The sequence below is a fragment of the Colwellia sp. SU-HH01172 genome, assembly GCF_057553355.1.
In genome coordinates this window covers 1,073,516-1,097,749 of the sequence record NZ_BAAJMB010000001.1, presented here as the reverse complement: position 1 = coordinate 1,097,749, position 24,234 = coordinate 1,073,516, and the positions used below count along the sequence as shown (strand labels likewise).

At 40.0% G+C, this 24,234-nt stretch carries 19 protein-coding genes and 1 pseudogene; 13 read left to right on the top strand and 7 right to left on the bottom strand.

What is annotated here, in order from left to right:
• Positions 1 to 30: 30 nt before the first annotated feature.
• Positions 31 to 462, bottom strand: a complete 432-nt coding sequence (gene hemJ, locus AC27JP_RS04810) for a protoporphyrinogen oxidase HemJ (RefSeq protein ID WP_487112574.1) — start codon at positions 460 to 462, stop codon at positions 31 to 33.
• Positions 462 to 2,150 (bottom strand): chloride channel protein, encoded by a 1,689-nt coding sequence (locus AC27JP_RS04805; RefSeq protein ID WP_487112572.1) that lies wholly within the window; start codon positions 2,148 to 2,150, stop codon positions 462 to 464. Before AC27JP_RS04805 ends, hemJ begins: the two co-directional genes overlap by 1 nt.
• A gap of 58 nt (positions 2,151 to 2,208) precedes the next feature.
• On the opposite strand from AC27JP_RS04805, the gene AC27JP_RS04800 reads away from it, so the two are divergent.
• The gene (locus tag AC27JP_RS04800) at positions 2,209 to 2,952 is read left to right on the top strand and encodes a DUF6776 family protein (protein ID WP_487112570.1); all 744 of its coding nucleotides are present in this window, start codon (positions 2,209 to 2,211) and stop codon (positions 2,950 to 2,952) included.
• A 64-nt stretch (positions 2,953 to 3,016) separates the two neighbouring features.
• Complete coding sequence (erpA, locus tag AC27JP_RS04795; RefSeq protein WP_487112568.1) at positions 3,017 to 3,358, top strand: iron-sulfur cluster insertion protein ErpA; 342 nt, start codon at positions 3,017 to 3,019, stop codon at positions 3,356 to 3,358.
• Positions 3,359 to 3,576: 218 nt separating this feature from the next.
• Here the strand turns inward: erpA and AC27JP_RS04790 are convergent, their stop codons facing one another.
• Both AC27JP_RS04790 and AC27JP_RS04785 read right to left on the bottom strand, forming a co-directional pair.
• Positions 3,577 to 5,046 carry a glutathione synthase gene (locus tag AC27JP_RS04790; RefSeq protein WP_487112567.1) on the bottom strand — a complete coding sequence of 490 codons (1,470 nt, stop codon included), beginning with the start codon at positions 5,044 to 5,046 and terminating at the stop codon, positions 3,577 to 3,579.
• Positions 5,047 to 5,072: 26 nt separating this feature from the next.
• Positions 5,073 to 5,311: pseudogene (locus tag AC27JP_RS04785) on the bottom strand (permease); the annotation flags it as partial.
• Positions 5,312 to 6,041: 730 nt separating this feature from the next.
• Here AC27JP_RS04785 and AC27JP_RS04780 point away from each other — a divergent pair.
• The 3 genes from AC27JP_RS04780 to AC27JP_RS04770 all read left to right on the top strand — a co-directional run bounded on the left by AC27JP_RS04780 (position 6,042) and on the right by AC27JP_RS04770 (position 11,936).
• Entirely contained in the window at positions 6,042 to 7,157 is a 1,116-nt protein-coding gene (locus AC27JP_RS04780) for an efflux RND transporter periplasmic adaptor subunit (protein WP_487112566.1), read from the top strand.
• Between the two features lie 11 nt (positions 7,158 to 7,168).
• Positions 7,169 to 10,306 (top strand): efflux RND transporter permease subunit, encoded by a 3,138-nt coding sequence (locus AC27JP_RS04775; protein ID WP_487112564.1) that lies wholly within the window; start codon positions 7,169 to 7,171, stop codon positions 10,304 to 10,306.
• Positions 10,307 to 10,526: 220 nt separating this feature from the next.
• On the top strand, positions 10,527 to 11,936 hold the full coding sequence (locus AC27JP_RS04770; RefSeq protein WP_487112562.1) for a M20/M25/M40 family metallo-hydrolase: 1,410 nt from the start codon (positions 10,527 to 10,529) through the stop codon (positions 11,934 to 11,936).
• 122 nt (positions 11,937 to 12,058) lie between these two features.
• Here the strand turns inward: AC27JP_RS04770 and AC27JP_RS04765 are convergent, their stop codons facing one another.
• Both AC27JP_RS04765 and AC27JP_RS04760 read right to left on the bottom strand, forming a co-directional pair.
• Positions 12,059 to 13,228 carry a cyclic di-GMP phosphodiesterase gene (locus AC27JP_RS04765; RefSeq protein WP_487112560.1) on the bottom strand — a complete coding sequence of 390 codons (1,170 nt, stop codon included), beginning with the start codon at positions 13,226 to 13,228 and terminating at the stop codon, positions 12,059 to 12,061.
• A 172-nt stretch (positions 13,229 to 13,400) separates the two neighbouring features.
• On the bottom strand, positions 13,401 to 14,423 hold the full coding sequence (locus AC27JP_RS04760) for a sensor domain-containing diguanylate cyclase (protein WP_487112558.1): 1,023 nt from the start codon (positions 14,421 to 14,423) through the stop codon (positions 13,401 to 13,403).
• 261 nt (positions 14,424 to 14,684) lie between these two features.
• Between AC27JP_RS04760 and AC27JP_RS04755 the strand changes: the two genes are divergently transcribed.
• The 3 genes from AC27JP_RS04755 (at position 14,685) to rlmB (ending at position 18,774) form a co-directional block, all read left to right on the top strand.
• A complete protein-coding gene (locus AC27JP_RS04755; RefSeq protein ID WP_487112556.1) occupies positions 14,685 to 15,302 on the top strand; it encodes a tetratricopeptide repeat protein in 618 nt (205 codons plus the stop codon).
• 145 nt (positions 15,303 to 15,447) lie between these two features.
• Positions 15,448 to 17,919, top strand: a complete 2,472-nt coding sequence (gene rnr / locus AC27JP_RS04750) for a ribonuclease R (protein WP_487112554.1) — start codon at positions 15,448 to 15,450, stop codon at positions 17,917 to 17,919.
• 96 nt (positions 17,920 to 18,015) lie between these two features.
• Entirely contained in the window at positions 18,016 to 18,774 is a 759-nt protein-coding gene (gene rlmB, locus AC27JP_RS04745) for a 23S rRNA (guanosine(2251)-2'-O)-methyltransferase RlmB (RefSeq protein ID WP_487112553.1), read from the top strand.
• Positions 18,775 to 18,879: 105 nt separating this feature from the next.
• Here rlmB and AC27JP_RS04740 read toward each other — a convergent pair whose 3' ends face one another.
• A complete protein-coding gene (locus AC27JP_RS04740) occupies positions 18,880 to 20,718 on the bottom strand; it encodes a methyl-accepting chemotaxis protein (protein WP_487112552.1) in 1,839 nt (612 codons plus the stop codon).
• Between the two features lie 610 nt (positions 20,719 to 21,328).
• Here AC27JP_RS04740 and AC27JP_RS04735 point away from each other — a divergent pair.
• The 5 genes from AC27JP_RS04735 to rplI all read left to right on the top strand — a co-directional run bounded on the left by AC27JP_RS04735 (position 21,329) and on the right by rplI (position 24,160).
• Complete coding sequence (locus AC27JP_RS04735; RefSeq protein WP_487112550.1) at positions 21,329 to 22,456, top strand: ABC transporter substrate-binding protein; 1,128 nt, start codon at positions 21,329 to 21,331, stop codon at positions 22,454 to 22,456.
• Positions 22,457 to 22,636: 180 nt separating this feature from the next.
• Positions 22,637 to 23,053, top strand: coding sequence for a 30S ribosomal protein S6 (rpsF, locus tag AC27JP_RS04730; RefSeq protein ID WP_487078709.1), 417 nt, complete (start codon positions 22,637 to 22,639; stop codon positions 23,051 to 23,053).
• Between the two features lie 25 nt (positions 23,054 to 23,078).
• On the top strand, positions 23,079 to 23,393 hold the full coding sequence (gene priB, locus AC27JP_RS04725) for a primosomal replication protein N (RefSeq protein WP_487113459.1): 315 nt from the start codon (positions 23,079 to 23,081) through the stop codon (positions 23,391 to 23,393).
• Between the two features lie 66 nt (positions 23,394 to 23,459).
• Complete coding sequence (gene rpsR, locus AC27JP_RS04720; RefSeq protein ID WP_077283912.1) at positions 23,460 to 23,687, top strand: 30S ribosomal protein S18; 228 nt, start codon at positions 23,460 to 23,462, stop codon at positions 23,685 to 23,687.
• A gap of 20 nt (positions 23,688 to 23,707) precedes the next feature.
• Entirely contained in the window at positions 23,708 to 24,160 is a 453-nt protein-coding gene (gene rplI / locus AC27JP_RS04715; protein WP_487112548.1) for a 50S ribosomal protein L9, read from the top strand.
• Positions 24,161 to 24,234 lie beyond the last annotated feature (74 nt).

Below are 24,234 nucleotides of genomic sequence, written 5' to 3'. Positions count from 1 at the left end.
ACCAATATCAACCGTAAAAAAGTCCTATTATTAAAATGGCTTTACGTACGCCAAGATAACAACAATAAATAAAATAATAACCGGCACTTCGTTGAAAATTCGGTAGAATTTTCCTGAGCGAGTATTTTCGTCATTTGCAAAAGTTTTAACCAACTTAAAGCAGTAACCGTGATAAATCAGTAGCAAAATCACTAACGTTATTTTTACATGTAACCATTTTGCCGCCGCAAACCAAGCATAGCCATAGTGATAAATGATGGCGATGCCTAAAGCCACGGTGAAAATGGCAAACGGAGTAACAAATAGCAATAAACGTCGTTCCATGCCCTTAAGTTGCTGGTGCACAAGAGGCTCAGCTGATTCGGCATGATTGACGAAAATGCGCGGCAAATAAAAAATGCCAGCAAACCATGCCACCATAAAAATTACATGAAATGCTTTTAGCCAAAGAATGGTATTCATTAATGCGTTTTTCCTTTCAATAAATAAGTTCGAATAGCATCGAAGGTTATTATACCCATAATATTGTTTGGATTATCTTGATATATATACACACCACCGACCCTTTTTTTCACTAAAAGTAAATAAGCTTCGGCAAGGGTTGATTGACTGCATAATGGGATCAAGGTGTGCTTTTCCAGCTTTGCTGTATCAGCCTCTGTTTTCTTTTCATACTGGCACAAAACAAATTGCTCATTGCCCTTGATTGGCAGCTGTTGCAAAATAACATATTGGTGATGTTCTGCCGTCGCTAAGGTTGCTGATATTACTTCATCATTGACTGGCGTAATAATTTTTAAATTTTCCTGCATAACCCCCAAGACACCGATTCGTTGTAATGATTTTTCAATGGGTGGTCGACGGTAGGCCAAACCTTGAATTTCTAACTGCATAATAAAGATGGAGCGATTGCGAAAAAATTGTCCAGATGAGATACAAGCACTCGTAATAACAATCATTGCCGGAAGAATAATTTCAATTTGGTTAGACATTTCAACCACGCAAAGTAATGCTGCCAGTGGGGCATTAAGTGTCGCTGCCATAAAGCCTGCCATGCCCATTAAGGCAAAATCACTGGTCTGAAAGTTACCGGGCAAGAAATACATGGCAATGATCGCAACACAGGTTCCAATGATACTGCCGATACCCAAGATCGGTCCAATGATCCCTCCAGGAATGCCTAATCCTAAAGCGGTAATGGTCATGAGAATTTTGGCGATAAGCAAACCAAGTAATAATTGTAATTCTGGATTGCTTTGCAATGAGAACTCAATAGCACTTAAATCGGTACCCATAGCGTAGGGCACAACATAACCAAGAGCACCGGTAATAAATGCTGCGGTTAAAATACGTGGCACAATATGAAAACGAGCACTGTGCTTTATCACTAAGATTAAATAACGGTTAAAGCCAAAAGCAATAATACCGAGTACAACTCCTAAAATTACTAGCGTTAGATAATGTTGACTATTTAAAGTGATGGTAGTGAAATATTCGAATTCGTGGGCTGGGCCAAAAATACTGCTGGTTGTCATTGAGCCAACAATGGCCGCTATCATTACCGGAATGAAAATATGCACTTTATATTCACGTAAAATAACCTCCATCACGAATAAAACAGCCGCGATAGGTGTGTTAAAACAGGCGGCAATGCCCGCAGCAATACCACAAGCACTTAAGCTACGAATAGCGTTATAAGGCAAGTTAAGCTTATTGCCGATATAACTACTACATGCTGCGCCTAAATGTACCGCGGGACCTTCTCTGCCAACTGAAAAACCCGCGGCGAGAGCAACAGTACTGCCAATGAATTGATTAATGGTATTACGCAGTGGAATGACGCCGTTGGCAATTTTTAATCGGTGCAAAACAAAGGGGATACCGGTACGAATATATTTGTAACCAGTCAACCAAGCAAAAAAGAGTATGAGCACGGCACCAATAATTGGCAATTGGAAACGACTTAAAGCGCTTAAGCTGTTATAGTCATCTTTTTCGCTTAGATAAAACGACTGAATGCCTTCTATGGCAAAAATAAACCCGACCACAAGTATTGCCGATGCGAAACCGCCAATGGCGGCAAGTAAGCACAATTGCCACGAGGTTTGTGGTAGCGCTAGGCGCTTTTTTAGTTGGGTTATTGTTTTCATAGTTGTTATTTAAACCGAGCGAACTCACAGGCTTTTTGGATATCATAATACTTTTCAAATGAATTGGTTAGCAAAAATAAATCTCAGTACCGTGGTGACACGTTTAGGCACTTTTCGTTCTGCCATTCTTCTGCTCATGATTATCATTATTTCATTGTTTTGCGGTTATCGTCTTGGCAACTTTTATCATGGTTACCAAGTGCAAACACTCGAGCAGCAAAAATCTCGACTAGATGCGCTTTATCAAAAGTTAGTCGAAAAATCACAGCGCATTAATACCTTGGAAGTAGAGCTTGAAGTTGAACGTTTGGCCAACCACAGTAGCCAAAAAACACTTAAATTGATCGAGCAAGAACACTTTCAAGTGAAAAAAGAGTTGGCATTTTATGAAAAAGTTATGGCGCCTGAAAAGCAAGCTAATGGCCTAGTTATTGACGGCGTGAGCCTAACTAAAACAGAAAGTCCAAATCATTATCGATTTCAAGTGGTCTTAGTTCAACAGTTGTTACGTAAACGTTATGCCAAGGGCTATGTTGAGCTATCGTTAACTGGCAGCCTAAACGGTAAGCCAACTAACATTTCTTTAACTAAACTTTCATCGCTCACCAAGAAAGATTTATCGTTTAGTTTTCAATACTTTCAAATTATTAGCGGTGAATTAACTTTACCTGAAAATTTTATTGCTGAAAAAATTAATGTTTCAGCTATTTTGCCTAAAGGTAAATGGCAAGAATATAATCGCATAGATGAGAGTTACCCTTGGCAACAAACATTGGAAAACATTGCGCAGAGTTCACCATAATACTTGATTAAAACAGTCAAGTTTAAGATAATTACGTTAGTTCCTTCGTATTAAGTAGAGTTTTATGTCAAATCCTGAATTACCGATTAAATTTTCTGATGCTGCAGCGACAAAAGTATTGTCGTTGATCACGGAAGAAGAAAACCCAGACCTAAAACTACGAGTATACGTCACTGGTGGCGGTTGCTCTGGCTTCCAATATGGCTTTACCTTTGATGAAAAGGTGAACGATGGAGATATGACCATAGTAAAGAAGGGCGTAACTATGGTGATTGACCCGATGAGTTTGCAATATTTAGTTGACGGAGAAGTCGATTATATTGAAGGTTTAGAAGGTAGCCGTTTCTTGGTTAATAACCCAAATGCAAGTACCACTTGTGGCTGTGGATCTTCTTTTTCGATCTAATGATTAATAATCATATCGCATAACTTATTAATAAGAAGCCGGCAAAATGTCGGCTTTTTTGATCTTAGCTATTGATACTGCTTGCAAACGCCTAATAATGCTAAACCTAGTCAGGCTCATAAGTTAGGATCTTTTTTGAATAAGCGTTAAGTGTTAACAAAGCCATTTGTATCTAACGGAGAATGTGACTATCTGAATAATAAAATTAACCTTATAAATTAATCAACCAACACTAAAGAGTCTAAAATACCTTGGCCGCTATGAATGCCGCCTTCATTCTCACTTGCAGGTTTGCTGCGAATTAAATACCCAGCATATCCACCAAGTTCAGTTGCAGGTTTGCCGTCATAATAAGCGGTAAATAATCCTATCTCGCTGACTAAGTTATCTACCTGTACTGGCTTACTATCTCTCACCGCAATTGTAGGTACGTCACGTTCATGAGGAAATAAACGTTGCATGAATGTCCATGCATCATATTCATGAGGTTTCAGTTGCGTTAATTTATCACTTATATCATCACCAAAAACACAATGCCCACCTCCTTCACCTTGGTTTTTTAGAACCCATGCTTGTTTATTTGCCTGAGTATTGAACCAAGATATGGTTTCTTGATTGATTGGTTTCATATCAGCAAGAACATTTTTCACTAAGTTTGCTTCTTCTCGTGTTAGCCCCCAACGAGTAAAGTCTTTGGGCGACATTAAGCTCAGCAGCATTTGCGTTGCTTTGCTTGTGGCAAGTTGTTGGCTAAATGTCGCATTAATCGCGACATGGTGTTGTTCGATGAATAGCCTAGTTTGGCTCAACGTTTGGCAACAAATTTTGTCATCCTGTTTTGGTGAGTAGTAATCGCTGTACTGATATCCTGCTCGTAAGTAAACGACATCAATTGCTCCTATTCCCGCTAACATTAACCGCTTATTGTGTCCCGTTGAAAGCTGAGTGCTTAGTTGTTTAAATGTACGCCTTATGGTTCGTAAACCAAGTTTTTGCAAAGCTATCTCTAATAAATGTTGGTCATAAACATTATCTTCATTCTCTTGTATTACCATCAAGAAGGTTGGTCTACGATCTTCCTCTTGCAACGTAAAAGAAGCTTTAACCTTGTTAGCCGCTTGCGAAATTGCGTAAGCCAATTGTTCTAAGCCCGCATTATCTGCTGGCGTAGATTGAGGCTCTTCTAGCCACTGTTGATATACATTAGACCATTGATGATTTATATATGCATGAAACTCTGTTGCTCGCTGTCCAAAAGGCGCCATGCCTGCAGCAATACCGTTGAACTCAATAATTTTTGCACCATGCTTGCGGTCATCCATAAAGTCAGTACGCATTAATAGCAAAGGCTTTCTTGCTGGCTTGAGTCGGTTATTCACCTCTCCATGTACTTGTTGATGCAAAGCGAGTATACGAGCAAAAAAAGGATCTGCTTGTGCTATTTCGGCAAGTGAAGTTTGCAAGAAATCATGATCTTCGGCAATGTTGTTTATCAACTTAGTGATAATTGGTGTTACTTGCTGTAGCTGCTGGAATACTTCCTGTTTCATTGATATTGGAGCTATGCTAAACGGACAATGTTTCGCGGTATTATTAGCTTGACGAAATGCTACGCCATGCATGATTGCCCATTCAATGATGTCATCTATTATTTCAGATGAAATTAAAGGCTTGGTATTACTTATCATGCTGCCTCCTAGTAAGTTTATAATGGTTAAAATATGTATGAATATAAGAAGCCAGTAGCAACTGCCATTGACACTCTTACTGTTAGAGATGCTGCAATCATTTGATTTTTAAAATAGATTTCAATAGCACAACTTCAGTTAAGCTTGTCCCAGCGCTACTAATAATTAACGCCATTACAGCACTAAGCTCCATGCCTTTTGCTGCTAATGTCACACTAAGACGGATAACAGCTTCAGCACGTATGTACAGAGGAATGCCTATTAAGGTAAACATGTTGAAGGTATCAAGTACCATTTGCTGAGAGATGTTCATAACAAATATGTTTTCCATATTTCCGGATTTATCGAATTATAGGTGTAAAATTATCTCTGTCAATATATTTCTGGTAATATCGAATTATAAAATCAAAAAAGAAATTTGTATGGAAATTGAAATTATAGCCAAAGCCTTTAAATAATTGGGGCATCCAACTAGGCCCGCTATTTTTAAACGACTCGTAAAAGTAGGTAAGCAGGTTTTTCGGTTGGGGCTGTTCCAGAATAATTAAAAGAGCCGAGCTCAACATTATCACAACATATTTCTGGATTGGCATCTATAGGCTTAGTTAAGCACAAGCGTGAAGGAAGAACACTTTCTTGTGTTGGAGAGTACGAAAAAGTTACTGTTAGTTATTTTATTTCTACAAAATGAATACTTCAAACCAAAGCTTGCATGATAAAGTTAACTCAGCTAACAAATTCCCCAATTTTTGTCGTTGAATTCATTATGCTTTGCCGCTACATAAGGTGGGTAGTTCTTTTAAAGCACCAGGCAAAAAACGGTCGAAAGGTCTAGTTTTACTTATCATGACCTAATTATAAGTAACGGGGGTAAATACTATGTGGTGTTTACGTTTTGTTGCAAAGCTAAACAAGACCTGTTGCTAATTGCACTGTATTATTAGCTGTAATATGACCAACAAGTGTCAGTTTTTTAAAAATATTTAGGAAAAATTATGAGTACCGCAAGTCAACGTCGCCAATGGTTCGCTGAGCGTCCATACATTATTGCGATTATTATTACACTACTATTGGTGTTATGGATGACCTCGGGATTGATGCAGGCTCAAGAAGTCCCCAATGAGAAAAGTGAGCACAAGGTTATCGTACCAAAAGTAAAAGTTGAAACTATGTATGGCCAAATTATTAGCGATACGGTGGCACTTTACGGGCGAACTGAACCTGACCGCGTAACAACATTGAAAGCTGAAATTTCAGGAAAAATTGCACAAGTGTTAGCTAAGCGTGGCGCTACAGTTAAACAAGGGCAAGTTATTGTAAAACTGGAAATTAATGACTTAGAGTCACAACTGGCTCAAGCAAAAGCGTTAATGAGACAGCGAGAAATTGAACATCAAGGTGCGTTAAAGTTAAGCGCTGATGGTTATCAAGGTAAAGTACAAGTTAGTAGTGCCGCAGCAAACTTAGCCGCGGTAAAAGCACAAATAAAACGACTTACTATTGATATTGCCAATACTGTGATCCGTGCGCCCTTTGATGGTGTGCTAAATACACGTTATGTCGAGCAAGGTGACTATGTGCAAAGTGGTGACAATATTGCCATGATTGCCGATTTAGACCCTCTTATTGTTCGAGCACATGTCAGTGAAAACAATATTGGCCAACTTGAGGTTGGGCAAGAAGCAAAAATTCGCTTATTAAACCAAGAAAATTTATCTGGGCAAGTGCGTTATATTGCTAGTGTTGCTGATGATGCGACCAATACTTTTAAAATTGAAATAGCCATTGCCAATAATGATAGTAAGTTACTGGCTGGCTTAAGTAGTGAAGTAAATATTGGTTTAACTGAAGTTGCCGCCATTAGAGTTTCACCAGCCCTGTTGGCACTAGATGAACAAGGTAATATTGGCGTTAAAACCGTTGAAGATAGTCATGTGAAATTCACTGCAATAAATATAGTTAAAAGTGAAAAGGATGGTATTTGGTTATCAGGCTTAGGCGAGAAAACCGACATCATCACGCTTGGGCAAGGTTTTGTTAGAGCCGGTGACAAGGTTGAAGCTATTTTCGCTAAAACAACTAGTGCAGCACTCGCAAGTAAAAGCGAATAGGGCGGAGAATTATGCTTACATTAATTGATGCAGCATTAACCCGAACACGATCGGTGTTAATGGTGTTTGCTTTGTTGCTGATTTCTGGCGCAATTACTTATGCAAATATTGCTAAAGAATCTAACCCTGATATTACTATTCCTAATATCTATGTTTCAATTGTGCACGATGGTATCTCACCAGAAGATGCCGAGCGGATGCTGATCCGTCCAATGGAAAAAGAATTAAAGTCGATAGCGGGCATCAAGGAAATGTCAGCAACGGCGAGTGAAGGTCATGCCTCTATTAATCTCGAGTTTATTGCCGGTTTAGACCCTAAAGAAGCGTTAGCGGATGTGCGTGATAAAGTCACTTTAGCGAAAGCGAAATTACCATCAGAATCAGAAGAGCCAGAAGTACATGAAGTGACTATGGCCAACCAAAACCCAGCGATTACTGTTATTTTATCGGGTGCAGTTACTGAGCGCGGTTTGATCACAATTGCTCGTGATGTTAAAGACAAAATTGAAGCGCTACAAGAGGTTTTGGAAGTTGATATTGGCGGTAATCGTGAAGACATGGTGGAAATCATTGTCGATCCGTTATTAATGGAAAGTTACGGCTTAGATCAAAACGATATCTACAATTTAGTTGAGCGCAATAACCGTCTTGTACCCGCAGGTACTATGGATACAGGTAAAGGTCGCTTTGCCATTAAAGTGCCGTCAGTTTTTGAAACCATACAAGATTTACTCGAACTACCAATTAAGGTTGATGGCGACAAAGTTATTACCTTTCAAGACGTTTCAACCGTGCGAAGAGCGTATAAAGATCCTAACTCTTTTGCTCGTTTAAATGGCGAACGCTCGGTGGCGATTGAAGTTAAAAAACGCTCCGGTGAGAATATTATTAACACGGTAGCGAAAGTTAAAGCGTTAATAGAAGTTGAGCGTCAACGTTGGCCGAATCAAGTTTTTGTTGATTATGTCGGCGACCAATCTATTGATGTGCAAGATACTTTGAATGATCTGCAAAATAATGTCCTTTCTGCGGTACTACTGGTTGTTATTGTTATTATTGCCACCTTAGGTTCAAGAACGGCATTGTTAGTTGGTTTAGCCATTCCAGGGGCATTTTTAACCGGTATTTTAGTGCTAGCCATTGCCGGTTTAACGGTGAATATCGTGGTATTGTTTGGCTTGATCATGGCGGTTGGTATGCTGGTTGACGGCGCTATTGTTGTCACTGAATTTGCCGACCGAGAACTCAACGAAGGTAAATCTAAGCGTCAAGCTTATGGTTTAGCTGCTCGACGCATGGCATGGCCTATTATTGCCTCAACCGCTACCACCTTGGCGGCATTCGCACCGTTAATGTTCTGGCCGGGTATTATGGGTGAATTTATGAAATATTTGCCGATTACTTTAATCGCGGTGCTAACAGCATCTTTAGCAATGGCATTAATATTTGTTCCGACCATAGGTAGTGTTATTGGCAAATCTCGAAAAATAAGTGGCAAAGAGCAAACACAAATCGAGCAAGCTGAACAAGGTGATTTAACACAACTAACCGGTTTTACCGGCAAATACGTTCGGGTATTAAAAACGGCAATCAATCATCCTTGGAAGATACTTGCAGGTACCTTGGCGATGTCAGTATTTGTGATGTTTATTTATGGCGCTTCGGGTTTAGGGGCAATATTCTTCCCCGAAATTGAGCCGTCCAGTGCCACCATGGTAGTACGCTCTCATGGTGACTTGTCGATAAAAGAAAAAGACGAAATTATGGTGGCGATTGAAGACCGTATTTTGGATTTAGCTGAAATTAAAACGCTATACACACGTACTGGCGGTAACGACCAAATAGGTACCTTCCAAGTTAACTTCACTAACTGGCAGTATCGACGACCGGCTGATGAAGTGGTGGCTGATATTCGCGAACGCACCAATGATCTTGCCGGTGTAGAAATCGAAGTAAGAAAAAATGAAGACGGCCCGCAAAGCGGCAAAGACTTGGTTATTGAACTCAGTTCTCGTTTTCCTGAAAAACTAAATGAGTCAGCGCGTATTATTAGCGCGGCATTGCATAATCACGATAAATTTACCGATGTCGAAGATTCTGGTTCGAAACCCGGTATCGAATGGCAATTACAAATCGATCGTAGTTTAGCGGCGACTTATGGCGCGGACGCAGCGTTGGTTGGTTCAACGGTACAAATGGTAACTAACGGTTTGAAGTTAGGTGAATATCGCCCTGATGATGTTGACGATGAGTTAGATATTCGTGTCCGCTTTCCGGAAGACAAACGTAATATTTCTCGTCTAGACACCTTGCGCTTAAAAACATCCGCCGGCTTAGTGCCAGTAAGTAGTTTCGTCGAGCGCAGTGCAGCACCGAAAATTGATAGCATTCGCCGCATGGACGGTAAGCGCGTGGTTAGCATTAAAGCGAATTTAATACCAGGTGCGCAATTAGTAAAAGAACTGCCATTATTACAAGCTCAGTTTCCTGAATTGGGTATCGACCCTTCGGTTGAAATTGCCATTAAAGGTCAGAATGAAGACCAACAAGAATCTGAAGACTTTTTAGTGAAAGCCTTTGGTATCGCTCTGTTTGTCATGGCTATCATTTTAGTGACGCAGTTTAATAGCTTCTACCAAGCTTTCTTGATCCTAAGTGCGGTTATTTTCTCAACCGTTGGTGTCTTCTTAGCATTATTTTTAGTACAAAAACCTTTTGGTATTGTGATGGGCGGCATTGGCGTTATTTCTCTGGCGGGTATTGTTGTTAATAACAACATAGTGTTAATTGATACCTACAATGTTTTACGCCGTGAAGGTTATGCCGTTGTTGATGCTATTTTAAGAACCGGCGCGCAACGTTTAAGACCAGTAATGCTAACCACAGTAACCACCATTTTAGGTTTATTGCCTATGGTGTTGCAGGTTAATTTAGACTTCTTTAATCGTACCGCGGTTGTTGGCGCACCATCAACGCAGTGGTGGAATCAGTTAGCAACTGCCATTGCGGGTGGTTTAGCATTCGCGACGGTATTAACGCTTATTTTAACGCCGTGTTTGCTCGCGCTGCGAGATATTCGTAAAGTGAAAAAGCAGGCATTGCAACAAGCTGAGCCCGTGGATATTAAAGCGATTGATTCTGCTGCCTAGCAAATTTTTGCAGTTAAAGAGCGCATAGTGAAAGCCTGTAATTGGACGTTACAGGCTTTTTTAGCACTAGCGAATGGGCGGTATTTTTACGAGAACAATAAATGAATAGCACAATATTGGTGAACGTATCTGGGAGAATTGATTGCAAGTTATTCTGCTTTTATAGATACTTAACAGCAATATTAAATTGGTTCGAAAAATAATAAGTTTAAGGGAAAGCATGACCGTAAAGTCAAAAATAATTACTAGCACTTGTCTAGCATTAGGCCTCAGTATTACTAGCTTCTTTGCTTCGGCGCAGCAATTAAATAGCGATCAGCAAGAACAATTGCAGCAGCTAAAAGATACCGCATTAAAATCGGATTTGTCTTATCAGTTAATCGAGTCGTTAACCACGGAAGTTGGTCATCGTTTAATGGGCTCAGAAGGTGACAAAAAATCGATTGTTTGGGCGGTTGATAAAATGAAGTCACTCGGTTTTGACAAAGTTTGGACCGAAGAAGTGACGGGGAGTTACTGGCTACGAGGTGACGCTGAAGCTAAAATTTTAGCACCTTATCCCCATGATGTTGTGGTGTTAGCACTTGGTGGCAGTATTGGTACATCACCAGCAGGCCTTACCGCTAATATTGCTCATTTCGAAACCTTTGCCGATTTAAAAGCAGCACCAGATAATAGTTTAAATGGCAAAATCGCTTTTGTTTCTTACCAAATGGAACGTCATATTGATGGCAAAGGCTATGGCCCTGCGGTTGGTACACGTGTTACCGGAGCCACAGTTGCTGCGCAAAAGGGTGCATCAGCGTTAGTTATGCGTTCAGTGGGCACTGACAATAACCGTACCGCTCATACCGGCGTGATGCGTTATAAAGAAGGTGTCAAGAAAATTCCAGCGGCGACTTTATCAAACCCAGATGCTGATTTATTAGTTAATCAGTTAAAGCGCGGCCAAGATGTCAGTATGTTTTTGAAAATGACAGCGAAAACGGATGCTGAAGTTATCGCCAAATCTGCCAATGTTATTGGTGAATTTACCGGTAGTGAATTACCTAATGAAATTGTTGCTTTGGGGGCACATCTTGACAGTTGGGATGTTGGCACCGGAGCGTTAGATGATGGCCTAGGTATTGGCATGGTTGTCGCTGCAGCGCATCATATTGGTCAGTTACCTCAGCGACCAAAGCGTACCATTCGGGTGATCTTATTTGCTGCTGAAGAAGTCGGTTTACTGGGCGCTAAAGAGTATGTGAAAGTGCATAAAGATAACATGGCTAATCATGCCATTGGTGCTGAGTGGGATTTTGGCATTGGCCGAATTTACAAAATGACACCAGGTGTTGGTGCGCAATCGCTGAATGCGATTCGTGAGTTAGCACAATACTTAGCACCTTTAGGAGTCGCGTTGTCGCCAGAAAACAATGCCAAAGGGCAATCAGATATGAGCGCCTTAAGTAACTTAGGTATGCCAAGCATTAATTTCTCTCCTGATGGTTCAAACTATTTTGATTATCATCACACTGAAAATGATACTTTGGATAAAGTTGAGCCGGAAGCATTAAAAGTAAACACCGCGATTTATACTATGTATGCCTACTTTGCTGCGCAAGCTGCGGTTGATTTTAGAAAGTAACCTAAGTTAGCGGGTAGCCGTCACTGGAAAATTAGCATCCGACATATATTGTCAAAAACCGCACATGCTGCCTCGGCATAGTGCGGTTTTTTCTTGTTATGAAAGGCAATAACTTCTCTTTGCTAGCCTTCCATTAATAAGAACTCGATAATTCTATTCATATCAAGGTTAAATTGACTGGCTTTCACGCCCCGAATAATAAAGTCCGCTTCGGTTGCTAGGTCAATGTCTTGTGCCATGGTGTAATTATGTTTGTCGATATTATAAAAACTTCTAACTTTTGGGTTGATCGGATCATCTTGGTTTCTACTTTCCACAATGGCTAAGCGATGAGAGTTCAGCTCCACCAAGGTACCAACAGGGTAGACACCTAAGCACTTTATAAACAGATCAACTAACCTCGGCATTAGCTTTCCTTCAACGGCTAATGTTCTTAAAATACTAAAGGCCTTGATGTGGCAATAACTGTCTCGGTAACAGCGATCAGATGTTAGTGCGTCAAAGACATCACAAATGGCAATCATGGCGCCATAGTTAGATATTTCATTTTGCTTTAGCTGCAAAGGGTAGCCTGAGCCATCAAGTCGTTCATGGTGTAAGGCCGCCACTTCAAGGCTTAATTCTGAAATATTTGCCGTTGCTTTAATAATTTTAATGGAGTGATTAACGTGTTCTTGAATAATTTTATATTCGTCAGCGTTAAGTTTTCCCCGTTTATTCAAAATAGCATCAGGCACCATTATTTTGCCAACATCATGCAGAAATGCGCCAATGGCCAGTTGCTGAATAATTTTTCGCTCAATCTTCAAAAATCGAGCGAATATGGTCATTAGGATCGAAACAGAAACTGAGTGCTCTAATAAATATTCATTTTTATTGCGAATATTGATCACACAGCTTAAGGCATCTGGATTCTTAAAAATGGCGTCGATAGTTTGCTTTGTTGCATCAATGACAGGGGCGATATTAATTTGCCGGCCTTGTTGGATATCAAGAAATATCTGTTGCTGAATTTTTTTTGACTCATTAAACAGTTTCTTGGCTTTGGTGACCTCTAAAATTACTGGACCAGGCTTTTCCATAGCTTCTGGGTGCTCAACATCACGTGCTTCGTCGATTGTTTTTGTGGTATCAACCAGCACTGATTCCACACCTTTTGTTTTAAGGCTGGAAATTACCTTGTTATTTTTAATATGACCGGCGCGTGTTAAATTGTAAGTCCCGTGTTGCTTAACAATGTCGACAACAAAGTGGCCTTTTTTTAGTTCGCTGATATTGACTTCAATGATCATAACTAAGTGTATTAGTACCGATATTATTTGGTGTTAGTTGTTGAACTATCAATCTTAAATTTAAACAATGTCCCTGTTCTTCAATGCCGCAATATAGCTGAAAAGTAATTTTAAAAGCCGTATTTACAGCCGCTAATTAAAATATAGTGTATTTAGCTGAATTAAGTGAAATTTATAATTTAAATACCATGCCAGTACTGGCCTTTTTATTCGCATATAGCTTTTGATCGGCACTTTTTAGTAGCTCATCCATACTTTGCTGGCCATCACTGGCAGCGGCACCACAACTAATAGTGATCGGTAGGCGTTTGTGCTGATATGGCATCGGATTATGCTGAAAAAATTGGCATAAACGCTCACTTGCCTGCTCAGCTTCTGGCAATGTTTGGCTAGCGAGCACCACAACAAACTCATCTCCAGCATAGCGGAAACATTTGTCATTTTCGCGCACTAGTTCTTGTAATTGAGTGGCCACATACGCGAGTACTTTATCACCACAATCATGGCCGTAGGTATCATTGATGGCTTTGAACTTATTGCAGTCTATAAATAATATTGAAAATGGCACACCATAACGGCGCTGGCGAATAAGTTCTTCACTAATGCAGACTTCCATTAAGCGTCGATTAGCTACGCCGGTTAGACGATCGTAATGTGCCATATATTCGAGTTGTTCGCGAATCAGCACGTTAGACAAACAAAGACTGACTTTTACCGCTAATTGCTCTAAATGAAATGTACCTAGTTTGCTATGAAAACGAGAAGGCGCTTTATCGGTAAACAACAAACTACCAAATAGTTTTCCTTCAAGAGATAACGGGGTTAATGCCGCCGATTTAGCGTTGAGCAGTAAGTTGTCAGGAATAATATTTTTTAACTGTTGAAAGTCATTGGTCAAAAAAGGTTTTCGAGCAACGTGCAGTTTAGCTAGTTTTTTTGCCGAAATTCGTTTGGTATTGGCTTGATGCCAATTTGATTGCAAGTTGCCGTTGATCAAATAGCTAAGCGGCGTAGGCTCTACCATAAGTAATGATATACCTGATAATTGAAATTTTTCTTGGATCAGGCCAAGCAACCTTTGCAGCAATTCTTCGCTCGATTGACAAGCGAGAACTTCTGTTTCAATTTCAAATAGTTTTCGAGCAATGTTCTCGTTAACTTTTGAATTTTCGATCAACTGGTGAATCTTTGACATCCGACACCTGCTCTGTTCAAATCTTGGCCATTGTGAGGTTTTCTATCTGATAGTGCAAGCATGTTATTAACTTTGATTTAACAGCTTGAGCACCTGAAATGGCGGGTGGTAATTGGTACTATACTTGCTTCAAATGTAACGATTGATGTTAGGTTTCTAATAACGTCAAAAATAAAACAACAAAGTATTTAAGTTATTGTTAGCTAATGACGATATAGCTAACAAGTTAGTTTGAATAAATTCACTATGCAAAGAGGCAATATGCAACGTCTAATTAGCGCTATTTTATTAGCATCGATTCAGGTTTTTACCGTGTCAGCTGCTGAATTAACGGCGGTACAAATATATAGCGACAACGTTTTGCTTGACCTAATAAAAGAAAACAAGCACTTAAGCCAAGTGGTTATAGATGATTGCCAACTAGTACAAGATATTGAAGCTCGTGCGGTAAAGTCGAAGATGCCGTCTTATCAATTTCTTTGGGGTGACATGTTGGCTTATGGTGTTTGTGTTAAGAAAGATGTCGCGCTTGGACTGCATTTTATGCAAGAGTCGGCAGATCAAGGTCTTCCCGAAGCACTAGAACAAATGGGGCGGTATTATCATATTGGTAAGTTTGTTCAGGTCGACGTAAGTCAAGCAATCACATTTTTAAAAGAATCAGCGGCATTGAGCAACTTAAAAGCGCAATTGCGACTAGCCGACATTTACCTTGCGGGTCACGGTAGCCCATTAGACTTTCCTCAGTTGTACGCGCAGCTTCATCAATCGGTAACGGATGATAAAAAAGTACATAAGAATATTGCTATGCATTTGGCAAAATTGGCGAATAAAATGCCTGAGCGGGTGGTGAATGCCGCCAAAAAAGGCAAATATTAACCGCATCAGCATTTGTTGCTCGATGAGTTGTTTTGACTTTTATATTAACCACAATACTTGCTATGTGTTGAACGAGTGCCGTTATGGCGTTTGGGGTTATAGTTAATCTGGGATATACTTAACAAAAAACCACTATTGAATAGATGTGACCGAAAACGACCCGCACCAACAGCGAGAAGCTGATAAATATGAAAAGCCAGTAGCGAGCCGCGAGCTACTATTGTCGATGATTGAAAAATCGAATACTCCGCCAACCTTTAAAGCCCTAGTTAAGCAACTTAATTATCATGATGAAGACATGTTGGTTGGCTTAAAACGTCGTTTGCGTGCCATGGAAAATAGTGGCCAAATTGTTTTCAATAAATTCAAACAATATGCTATTGCTTCACGGCGTAATGTTTTAACCGGTAAAGTGATTGGCCATCGCGACGGCTTTGGCTTTTTTGCCCCCGACAACGGTGGTAAAGATCTCTTTATTTCTTCACATGAAATGCAACGGGTTATTCATGGTGATGTCGTGGAAGCGATTTTACTTGATCGCACCGATCGTAAAGGCCGCAAAGAAGTTAAAATTCTCGATGTTATCGAACCTAGAAAATCGGCTGTTGTTGGCCGTTATTATGTTGATCACCATATTGCATGTGTTGTGCCTGATGACGCAAGAATTCAGCAAGATATTTTGATAAAACCCGACAAAAAATTCGGTGCTCGCCATGGTCAAGTGGTGATGGTGGAAATAATTCAAAGACCGACCAAACGCTCAAATGCTGTTGGTAAAGTGATTGAAGTACTGGGTGAGCATATGGCGCCGGGCATGGAAATTGAAATTGCTTTGCGTGAACATGATCTTCCGTATCAATTTTCTGCTGAAGTCAAAGCAGAAGTTTCAGCGATTGCCGATGAAGTGGAAGAGTCAGCAAAAGCGCCACGGGTTGATTTACGCGATTTACCATTAGTGACTATTGATGGTGAGGATGCCCGCGATTTTGATGATGCGGTTTATTGCCAACCTAAACCTAGCGGTGGCTGGCGTTTATGGGTAGCCATTGCCGATGTTAGTTATTATGTTCGTTCAAAAACCGCATTGGATGACGAGGCCATTGCGCGCGGTAACTCAGTGTATTTTCCTAGCCAAGTGATTCCAATGTTGCCGGAAAAACTTTCTAACGGTTTATGCTCACTAAATCCTGATGTTGACCGATTATGCATGGTTTGTGAAATGACCATTAGCGCCGCAGGTAAGTTGTCAGGTTCAAAATTCTATCCGGCGGTAATGCGCTCAAAGGCTCGTTTTACTTATAGTAAAGTGGCGACTATTTTAGGGGTTAATCCTCAGCAAACCGATGAAGAATCTCGAGAGGCATTAAGAGCGGAATACGAGCCATTAGTGGCGGATTTAGAAAACCTGAATCAAATGTATCAAACGTTAACTAAGGCAAGAGCTGAACGTGGTGCGATCGCCTTTGAAACAACCGAGTCATTATTCCTTTTTAATCAAGAGAGAAAAATAGACTCAATTATTCCGTTAGTACGTAATGACGCACATAAGATCATCGAAGAATGTATGATCCTCGCCAATGTCGCGACAGCTAAATTCATTGAAAAGCACAACAAGCCTGGATTATTTCGAGTTCACGATAAACCGAGCGAAGACAAATACAATAATTTTATGAGTTACATCAGCGAGCTCGGACTCGATATGTCGTCGATGGGTGAACGTAAAGCTCAGCCAGAGCCAACAGATTATTGTCATATTTTAGAAAAAATTGCCGGCCGAGCTGATCAAGAGCTGATCCAAACCATGTTATTGCGCTCAATGCGTCAAGCGGTATATCAAAGCGAAAATATCGGCCATTTTGGGTTAGCTTTACCATCGTATAGCCATTTTACTTCACCGATTCGTCGCTATCCTGACTTAGTGGTTCATCGTGTAATTAAATCGATACTTGATGAACAAGCGGTGAACGAAGCCAATGTTGGCGGTCATAGTTATACACCTGAAGCGGTGATCGAACTTGGTGAACATTGTTCGATGACAGAGCGACGTGCCGACGATGCCACTCGTGACGTTTCAGACTGGTTAAAATGCGAATATATGCAAGATCATGTTGGTGATACCTTTACTGGTGTTATTTCTACCGTCACCAATTTTGGCATTTTTGTTCGTTTAGCTGACTTACATATTGAAGGCTTAGTGCACATCACTTCACTTGGGCATGATTACTATCACTTTGATGATGTCCGTATGTCTTTGACCGGAGAAAATACCGGCGCTAAATACCACATTGGTGACACGCTAGAAGTACAGGTTGCAGCAGTCAACTTAGACGAAAAGAAAATTGATTTAGCATTAGCAGGTGACAACGCCGTGCTGAAACGTGCTAAACCACTGCCAAAAGGTAAAAGTGGCGATAAGCATAAGCGTGGCAAAGGCGCTAACAGCAAAACGAAGGGCGAAAGGGCCGTATTTGACGAAAAGGCTAAACCGAATAAAAAATCCACAAAGTCGGGTGCTAAAACTAAGAAGAAGTCTGATAAGTCGACAACATCAAAAGCTAGCAAGCGTAAAGCGCGTAAGAAACGTCCGGGAAAAAATGCTCGCAAGGCAGCTAAATAGCGGGCGTTAAAGGCATTAAAATAACATCAGTCAATCGAGTGAGAGAAGTTTCTGGCTCGGGGAAAATATATCTAAGAAATAGTAGCGAAAAAATTTATGGCGAAGCAAGAAGAATTGGCATTTGGTATTCATGCCGTACAAGCATTGATTGAAAGTGCACCAGAACGATTTATTGAATTATGGTTACTGAAAGGTCGTGAAGATGACCGTTTAATGCCGATCATCAATTTAGCAAAAAAATATGGTATTCCAGCACAAATGGCCAACCGCAAAGTGCTCGATGATAAAAGTGACGGCGAACAGCATCAAGGTGTTGTTGCCCGTGTAAAGCCAGGTAAAACTTTTACTGAAGCTGATTTAGATGACATTCTTAGCGCAGCAGAACGTAAGCAGCAAGCCCCATTTTTGTTGATTTTAGACGGTGTTACGGATCCTCATAATTTAGGCGCATGTTTACGTAATGCTGATGCGGCCGGCGTGCAAGCGATTATTGTTCCAAAAGACAATGCCGCTAGAGTTACCGCCACCGTTCGTAAAGTGGCTGTAGGTGCTGCGGAAAGTGTGCCATTAGTGCAAGTGACGAACTTGGCCAGAACGATGAAAACATTGCAGCAAATGGGAGTTTGGATCATTGGCACTGCAGGCGAAACCGACCATTGCTTATACGACGAGAAATTATCGGGTCCAATGGCATTAGTGATGGGGGCTGAAGGTAAAGGTATGCGCCGTTTAACTCGAGAAAACTGTGATCAATTAGTTAAGCTGCCAATGGCGGGTAATGTTTCGAGTTTGAACGTTTCGGTGGCAACCGGTATTTGTTTATTCGAAATTGTCCGTCAACGCTTGACGAACTAACTGGCCAGTTCCTGCTAGATAAACTGATCTAACCAGCTAATTAACAGTCTACTTTATTGACTGTTAATTAGCCTTTCTATATTTAAAAAATATGCAAGCCTGAAATTAATTAGCTGTTAATTTATAAGTTAATAAGCTCTGGGTTTTTTCGTTAGCAAGAGTGCAGGTTTTTAAGCTTTGTTGTGCTTGATTTAGCATATTATCGTTGTCATCTTTCATTTCAGTAATATTCTCGGCTATTTCATGAATTGCGGTACTTTGCTCTTTAATAGCATTGGCAATGTTTGCGGTCATATCCTGAATAGAGTGGACCTCTGAAATAATGTCACTGAGTGTTTGCGCTGATTTTTCCACTTGTTGGACGTTATGAATACTGCCGTCTCGACAGTGATTTACTTTTTCTACAGCACTGATGGTCATCGATTGCAGCTCTGTAATGATCTGGGTTATTTGCTCTGTTGAGGTTTGCGTTCTATTGGCCAGTGTTCTGACTTCATCGGCAACAACAGAGAAGCCTCGCCCTTGTTCACCGGCACGTGCGGCTTCTATTGCGGCATTTAATGCTAATAAATTAGTTTGCTCAGCAATACCTTTTATTTCATCGATAAAGCCATTAATGGATTGGCATTTTACTTCAAGTTGGCTAATGTCTTGTGTCGAACTGATCAGTTCATTGGTATTTTTGTTTAAAAACAAGTTTAACTCGCTGAGTTGGTTTTTACCTTTTTCTGCTTGTTGTGCTATTAAATCCGTTGTCGATGCCGTGCGTCCTGTACTATCGACTATTTCCGATACGGAAGAGTCCAATTGTACTGTTGCAGCAGACACTTGCTCATTTTTCATCGCTTGCTGATTTAAGCTGGTTTGTGTTGACTGGGCATTGTGCTCAACTGTGGCGCTGACATTTCTTAAGTCTTCAACGGCAGAGTTAATTTTATTGGTGAACTTAATAAAGTTATTAATGGCATCGATTACTTCACCAAATTCATCATCAGTTTCTTTTAGTACCTGCTTTGAAAAATCTCTTTCTACAATAATGCTTTCTATATTGGAGATTGCACTTTTTATCGGTGAAATGATGATTTTTATCAGCTTGATAATAAATATTGATAGTACTGAAGAGATGATAATAAACAGTATGAGTGAGGTCCAAAATGCATTATTTTCTTGCTGTTCAACAAAGGTATTTGTATTTTCAATTGCTTCTGCAAGCAGGGTTTCTGCGTCATGGGTTGCTAAACGCATTTTTCCACGTATGCCAGCATCTTGGGTTAAGCCTATCATTCGTTCAATATTACTAAATGCTGTCATCGCTTGTTCATAGTCGGCAATAAATTGTTGAGTATCGGCGATATGCTGAGAGTCGAATTTTAACTTAGCAACAGCATCGGTTAATTTATCTAGGTACTGAGTGTCACCACGCAGCATATAGTCTTTTTCATGCCTTCTTATCGTTAATAGGGTGACTTGTCTGTTAGGCTCATTAATTGAATTGTAAATTTCTTCTAGTTTATGGGTAGCTGTTCTTAGTTCACCATAGCGGCCAGAATTTTTATCGAGACCTTTTAACTGCATTGCTTGTACTAATTCACTAAAATGATTTCTATATTTAGTAAAATCTGCAGTTAACTCTGCAACGGGAATATCACCGCCAATATTTTCGTTTAACGCTGATAGTGCAGCTAATTCTTGCGTTAGTTGCGTAAAGTTAGCGGTATGTTTATCAAAATATTTTGGTAGCTTTCTTATCAGGAAATCTTTTTCGTTTCTTCTTAATTGTAATGCAGTGATGCCGATTTGCTGGATGGTGGATTTTGCTTGTTGAAGTTGTTTTATTTGATAGGAAAAGTAATTGGTGGTGAAGAGTAATAATAGTAATCCCAATATTACGGCTGAAAGTAGAACTAAGAGTTTATTCCTTAATGAAAGCGTCCTTGACGGCATACGTTATCTCCTACGTAATTAAATTTAAATTCCTTTTAGGCTCTGTTGCTCTGCAATTTTACTTATTACTTCAGGTTCATCTCTCTGATTACAAGACGTAAAAAGTGCATGTGATTATTCTCGGTTGTCACCTTTTCAATCTCAACAGCTCCTTGTTATTAAGCTAGAACGTCTCAGAGTTAAAAGCAATGAAAATGTTACATATGTAACATTTTCGCACAATTCTTCTTTTCATGTAACGAACAGTGATCTTGCTAGTTCATTGTTTTTATTTGATTTTATCATTACATTCGCTGTAAAGATTGTGCAGCATGGGTTTTATCAAAATGGTTATATAATGGGCTTTCTAAGTAAGTTTGTTTAGTGACCGCGCTTAAGTTATTAACGCAATAGCTGATTGAGTTAAGTTGCTTAGTCGCAAAAAAATGATATTGACCGCTAATGTAAAAATATCTATTTGTACAATTTTATGCAAAGTTCAGCTTTGTTTGCATTACCAGTAAAGTGCTATAATTTCGATAAGAATTTATGATTAGTTAATTAGTCCTGTGCCTTTTTCTTGTGAACGAAAGTGTCCTCGAAACTAAGCATATTTAATAAGGTGCATAATATGTTGGTAGTTAAATTGTTGTTAAACCGCATATTTATCATGTTATTTATATCACCAATCGTTTTAGCGCACGCTGATGAGCAGGCTATTATTTTGGTTAGCTCCAATGCACTAACCGGCCCCGCTGCGGAATTAGGTATTAAGTTAACTCAAGGGGCTGAGGTTTATTTTAATAAAATTAATCATCAAGGAGGAATTTTAGGACGCCAGATTAAGTTGAGTACTTTCGACGATGGTTATGAGCCCTTCAGGACGGTAGAGAATACCTATAAGGCGTTAGCGTCAGAACGGCCCCTTGCACTATTCAACTATGCTGGCACACCAAATGCCCACGCAATATTACCGATAATCGCCGAGCATAAGATACCCTTTTTGATGCCGTTTACCGGCGCTGAATTTTTGCGTACTCCTGTTAATCCATACGTTTTTAATCTTAGAGCCAGTTATAATCAAGAGGCAGCAGCGCAAATTGAGTATTTAGTCACCAAAGTCAAAGCCAAAAATATCGCTTTGCTGGTACAAGCTGATAAATTTGGTGCAGCCGTTGAAAAAGACTATTTGTTGGCAATGAAAAAGTACCAACTTAAGCCCGTTGTGACCACTCGCTTTCGACGAAATACCCAAGATATCGAGTTAGCATTAACAGTAATGGTTGAAAATGGCGTCGATGCAATTGCATTTGTTGGTACTTATAAGCCTTTTATTGAACTGATTAATCAAGCATATCAGCAAAACTTTAGCCCGTTTTTTACTACAGTTTCCTTTATTTCCAGTGATGATCTTTTTGCTGGTATCAAGGTACCAGCAAGAATTTTAGTCACAGAGGTTTTACCTGATCCGACTAATTGTCGATTAGCTGTTTGCCAAGAATTCTTAAACGATATTCAACCCTATAAAGATGTTATGCCAGAACATGTTGTTTTCGAGGGCTATTTAAATGCAAAGCTGTTTGTCGAGGTGGCTAAATTATGTAAGTCAGCGCTGACACGTGCTTGCTTGCTAAAAGAATTAGCTGAATTTGAAGGCGAACTTGGTGGTATGCAATTAAAGTTCACCGCGAGTCAGCATCAAGGATTAAATAATATCTATTTTTCTTTATTCGACAATAAAATGCTAAGCACTCAGTAACGCCACGTATATAACGCTATCCGTTTTATCCTCAAAAATAGGCGCTTTTATTAATGTCTTGCTATCGCAGCTTGATTTATCTACAATACGCGACCTTAATTCAGCCTGAACTTTTTGTTCCTTGCCTCAACTGGTGTTGGCTGAGCCAGATAATGAGGCTACAACCGTAAGGAGCTCGTAATGCGTCATTACGAAATCGTATTTATGGTTCACCCTGATCAGAGTGAACAAGTACCAGCTATGATTCAGCGTTACAGTGATATCATCACTAATGCTGAAGGCAACATCCACCGTCTTGAAGACTGGGGCCGTCGTCAATTAGCTTACCCAATCAATAAACTACATAAAGCACATTATGTTCTTATGAACATTGAAGCGCCACAGTCAGTTATTGATGAATTAGAAACTTCTTTCCGTTATAACGATGTAGTTATTCGTAACATGATCATGCGCACTAAAGGCGCGGTTACTGAAGCTTCAGCTATGGCTGCTGCTAAAGAAGACCGTCGTGAAGAGCGTCGCGAAGTGAAGAAAGAGGTTACTGAAGCACCAGCTGCTGAAGCGCCAAAAGCTGAAGAAGCTGCGAGCGAAGAATAAGTAACCAGTGACCAACTCTTTGCCTATGAATAATAGTCAAGAGAATTGCCTAGTGTTGACCGGCCAGGTGGCAAAGCCGCCAAAAACGTCAACCAGCCCAGCGGGTATTCAGCATTGTCAGTTTTCGATAGATCATAAGTCTATACAAAACGAAGCTGGCATGAACAGACAAGCGTTTGTTCGAATACAAGTTGTTGCAACGGGTAATGTGTCGCCAAACTTAACTCGTGATTTAATTGAAGGCTGTAATGTTAAAGTGACTGGTTTTATTAATCGTCATGAATCTAGAAACGGTAATCCGCTTTTAGTGTTACATGCCCAACACATTGAAATGATTTAATTTAGGCCATTTTATTTAACCGACATTTTTCAGTTAAAATAAAATTAGCCAATTTAGGAGAAATCCATGTCTCGTTTTTTTAGACGTCGTAAGTTCTGCCGCTTTTCAGCGGAAGGTGCTGCTGCAATCGATTATAAAGATACAGCTGTACTAAAAAACTATATCACTGAAAGTGGTAAAATTGTTCCTAGCCGTATTACTGGTACAAGTGCTAAATACCAACGTCAACTTGGTCGTGCGATCAAGCGTGCTCGTTACTTAGCATTATTACCATATACTGATTTACATAAGTAACCTAATAAGGGGTTTTGAAAATGGAAGTAATTCTTCTTGATAAAATCGCCAAATTAGGCGGCCTTGGTGACAAGGTAACAGTTAAATCTGGTTACGCTCGTAACTTTTTATTACCAAAAGGTAAAGCTGTATTTGCCTCTAAAGCAAACGTTGAGCACTTTGAAGCTCGTCGCGCTGAATTAGAGAAAAAATTAGCTGAAACTTTAGCTGCTGCTGAAGCACGTGCTGCTAAGCTAACTGAATTAGCTGAAGTTACTATCGCTTCTAAAGCGGGTGACGAAGGTAAGTTATTCGGTTCAATCGGTACTCGTGATATTGCTGATGCAATCACTGAAGCTGGCGTTGAAGTTGTTAAAGCTGAAGTACGTTTACCTTTAGGTAGCATCCGTGAAACAGGTGAATTCGATATCGTAATTCACGTGCATAACGATGTAGATGCAACAATTAAAGTTGTTGTTATTGCAGAAGCTTAATCGCGACTAGCAAAAGAATAATGAAAACCCTGAACTCTGCAAAGAGTTCAGGGTTTTTTTATACCTGCAAAGTC

Bases quoted from the DNA above. Each gene is read 5' to 3' on its own strand.
- AC27JP_RS04765 (WP_487112560.1), bottom strand. From the start codon at position 13,228: ATGATCATTGAAGTCAATATCAGCGAACTAAAAAAAGGCCACTTTGTT.
- AC27JP_RS04775 (WP_487112564.1), top strand. From the start codon at position 7,169: ATGCTTACATTAATTGATGCAGCATTAACCCGAACACGATCGGTGTTA.
- AC27JP_RS04780 (WP_487112566.1), top strand. From the start codon at position 6,042: ATGAGTACCGCAAGTCAACGTCGCCAATGGTTCGCTGAGCGTCCATAC.
- erpA (WP_487112568.1), top strand. From the start codon at position 3,017: ATGTCAAATCCTGAATTACCGATTAAATTTTCTGATGCTGCAGCGACA.
- AC27JP_RS04735 (WP_487112550.1), top strand. From the start codon at position 21,329: ATGTTGGTAGTTAAATTGTTGTTAAACCGCATATTTATCATGTTATTT.
- AC27JP_RS04790 (WP_487112567.1), bottom strand. From the start codon at position 5,046: ATGATAAGTAATACCAAGCCTTTAATTTCATCTGAAATAATAGATGAC.
- rlmB (WP_487112553.1), top strand. From the start codon at position 18,016: ATGGCGAAGCAAGAAGAATTGGCATTTGGTATTCATGCCGTACAAGCA.
- hemJ (WP_487112574.1), bottom strand. From the start codon at position 462: ATGAATACCATTCTTTGGCTAAAAGCATTTCATGTAATTTTTATGGTG.
- rpsR (WP_077283912.1), top strand. From the start codon at position 23,460: ATGTCTCGTTTTTTTAGACGTCGTAAGTTCTGCCGCTTTTCAGCGGAA.
- rpsF (WP_487078709.1), top strand. From the start codon at position 22,637: ATGCGTCATTACGAAATCGTATTTATGGTTCACCCTGATCAGAGTGAA.
- rplI (WP_487112548.1), top strand. From the start codon at position 23,708: ATGGAAGTAATTCTTCTTGATAAAATCGCCAAATTAGGCGGCCTTGGT.
- priB (WP_487113459.1), top strand. From the start codon at position 23,079: ATGAATAATAGTCAAGAGAATTGCCTAGTGTTGACCGGCCAGGTGGCA.
- AC27JP_RS04800 (WP_487112570.1), top strand. From the start codon at position 2,209: ATGAATTGGTTAGCAAAAATAAATCTCAGTACCGTGGTGACACGTTTA.
- AC27JP_RS04805 (WP_487112572.1), bottom strand. From the start codon at position 2,150: ATGAAAACAATAACCCAACTAAAAAAGCGCCTAGCGCTACCACAAACC.
- AC27JP_RS04770 (WP_487112562.1), top strand. From the start codon at position 10,527: ATGACCGTAAAGTCAAAAATAATTACTAGCACTTGTCTAGCATTAGGC.
- AC27JP_RS04740 (WP_487112552.1), bottom strand. From the start codon at position 20,718: ATGCCGTCAAGGACGCTTTCATTAAGGAATAAACTCTTAGTTCTACTT.
- AC27JP_RS04755 (WP_487112556.1), top strand. From the start codon at position 14,685: ATGCAACGTCTAATTAGCGCTATTTTATTAGCATCGATTCAGGTTTTT.
- AC27JP_RS04760 (WP_487112558.1), bottom strand. From the start codon at position 14,423: ATGTCAAAGATTCACCAGTTGATCGAAAATTCAAAAGTTAACGAGAAC.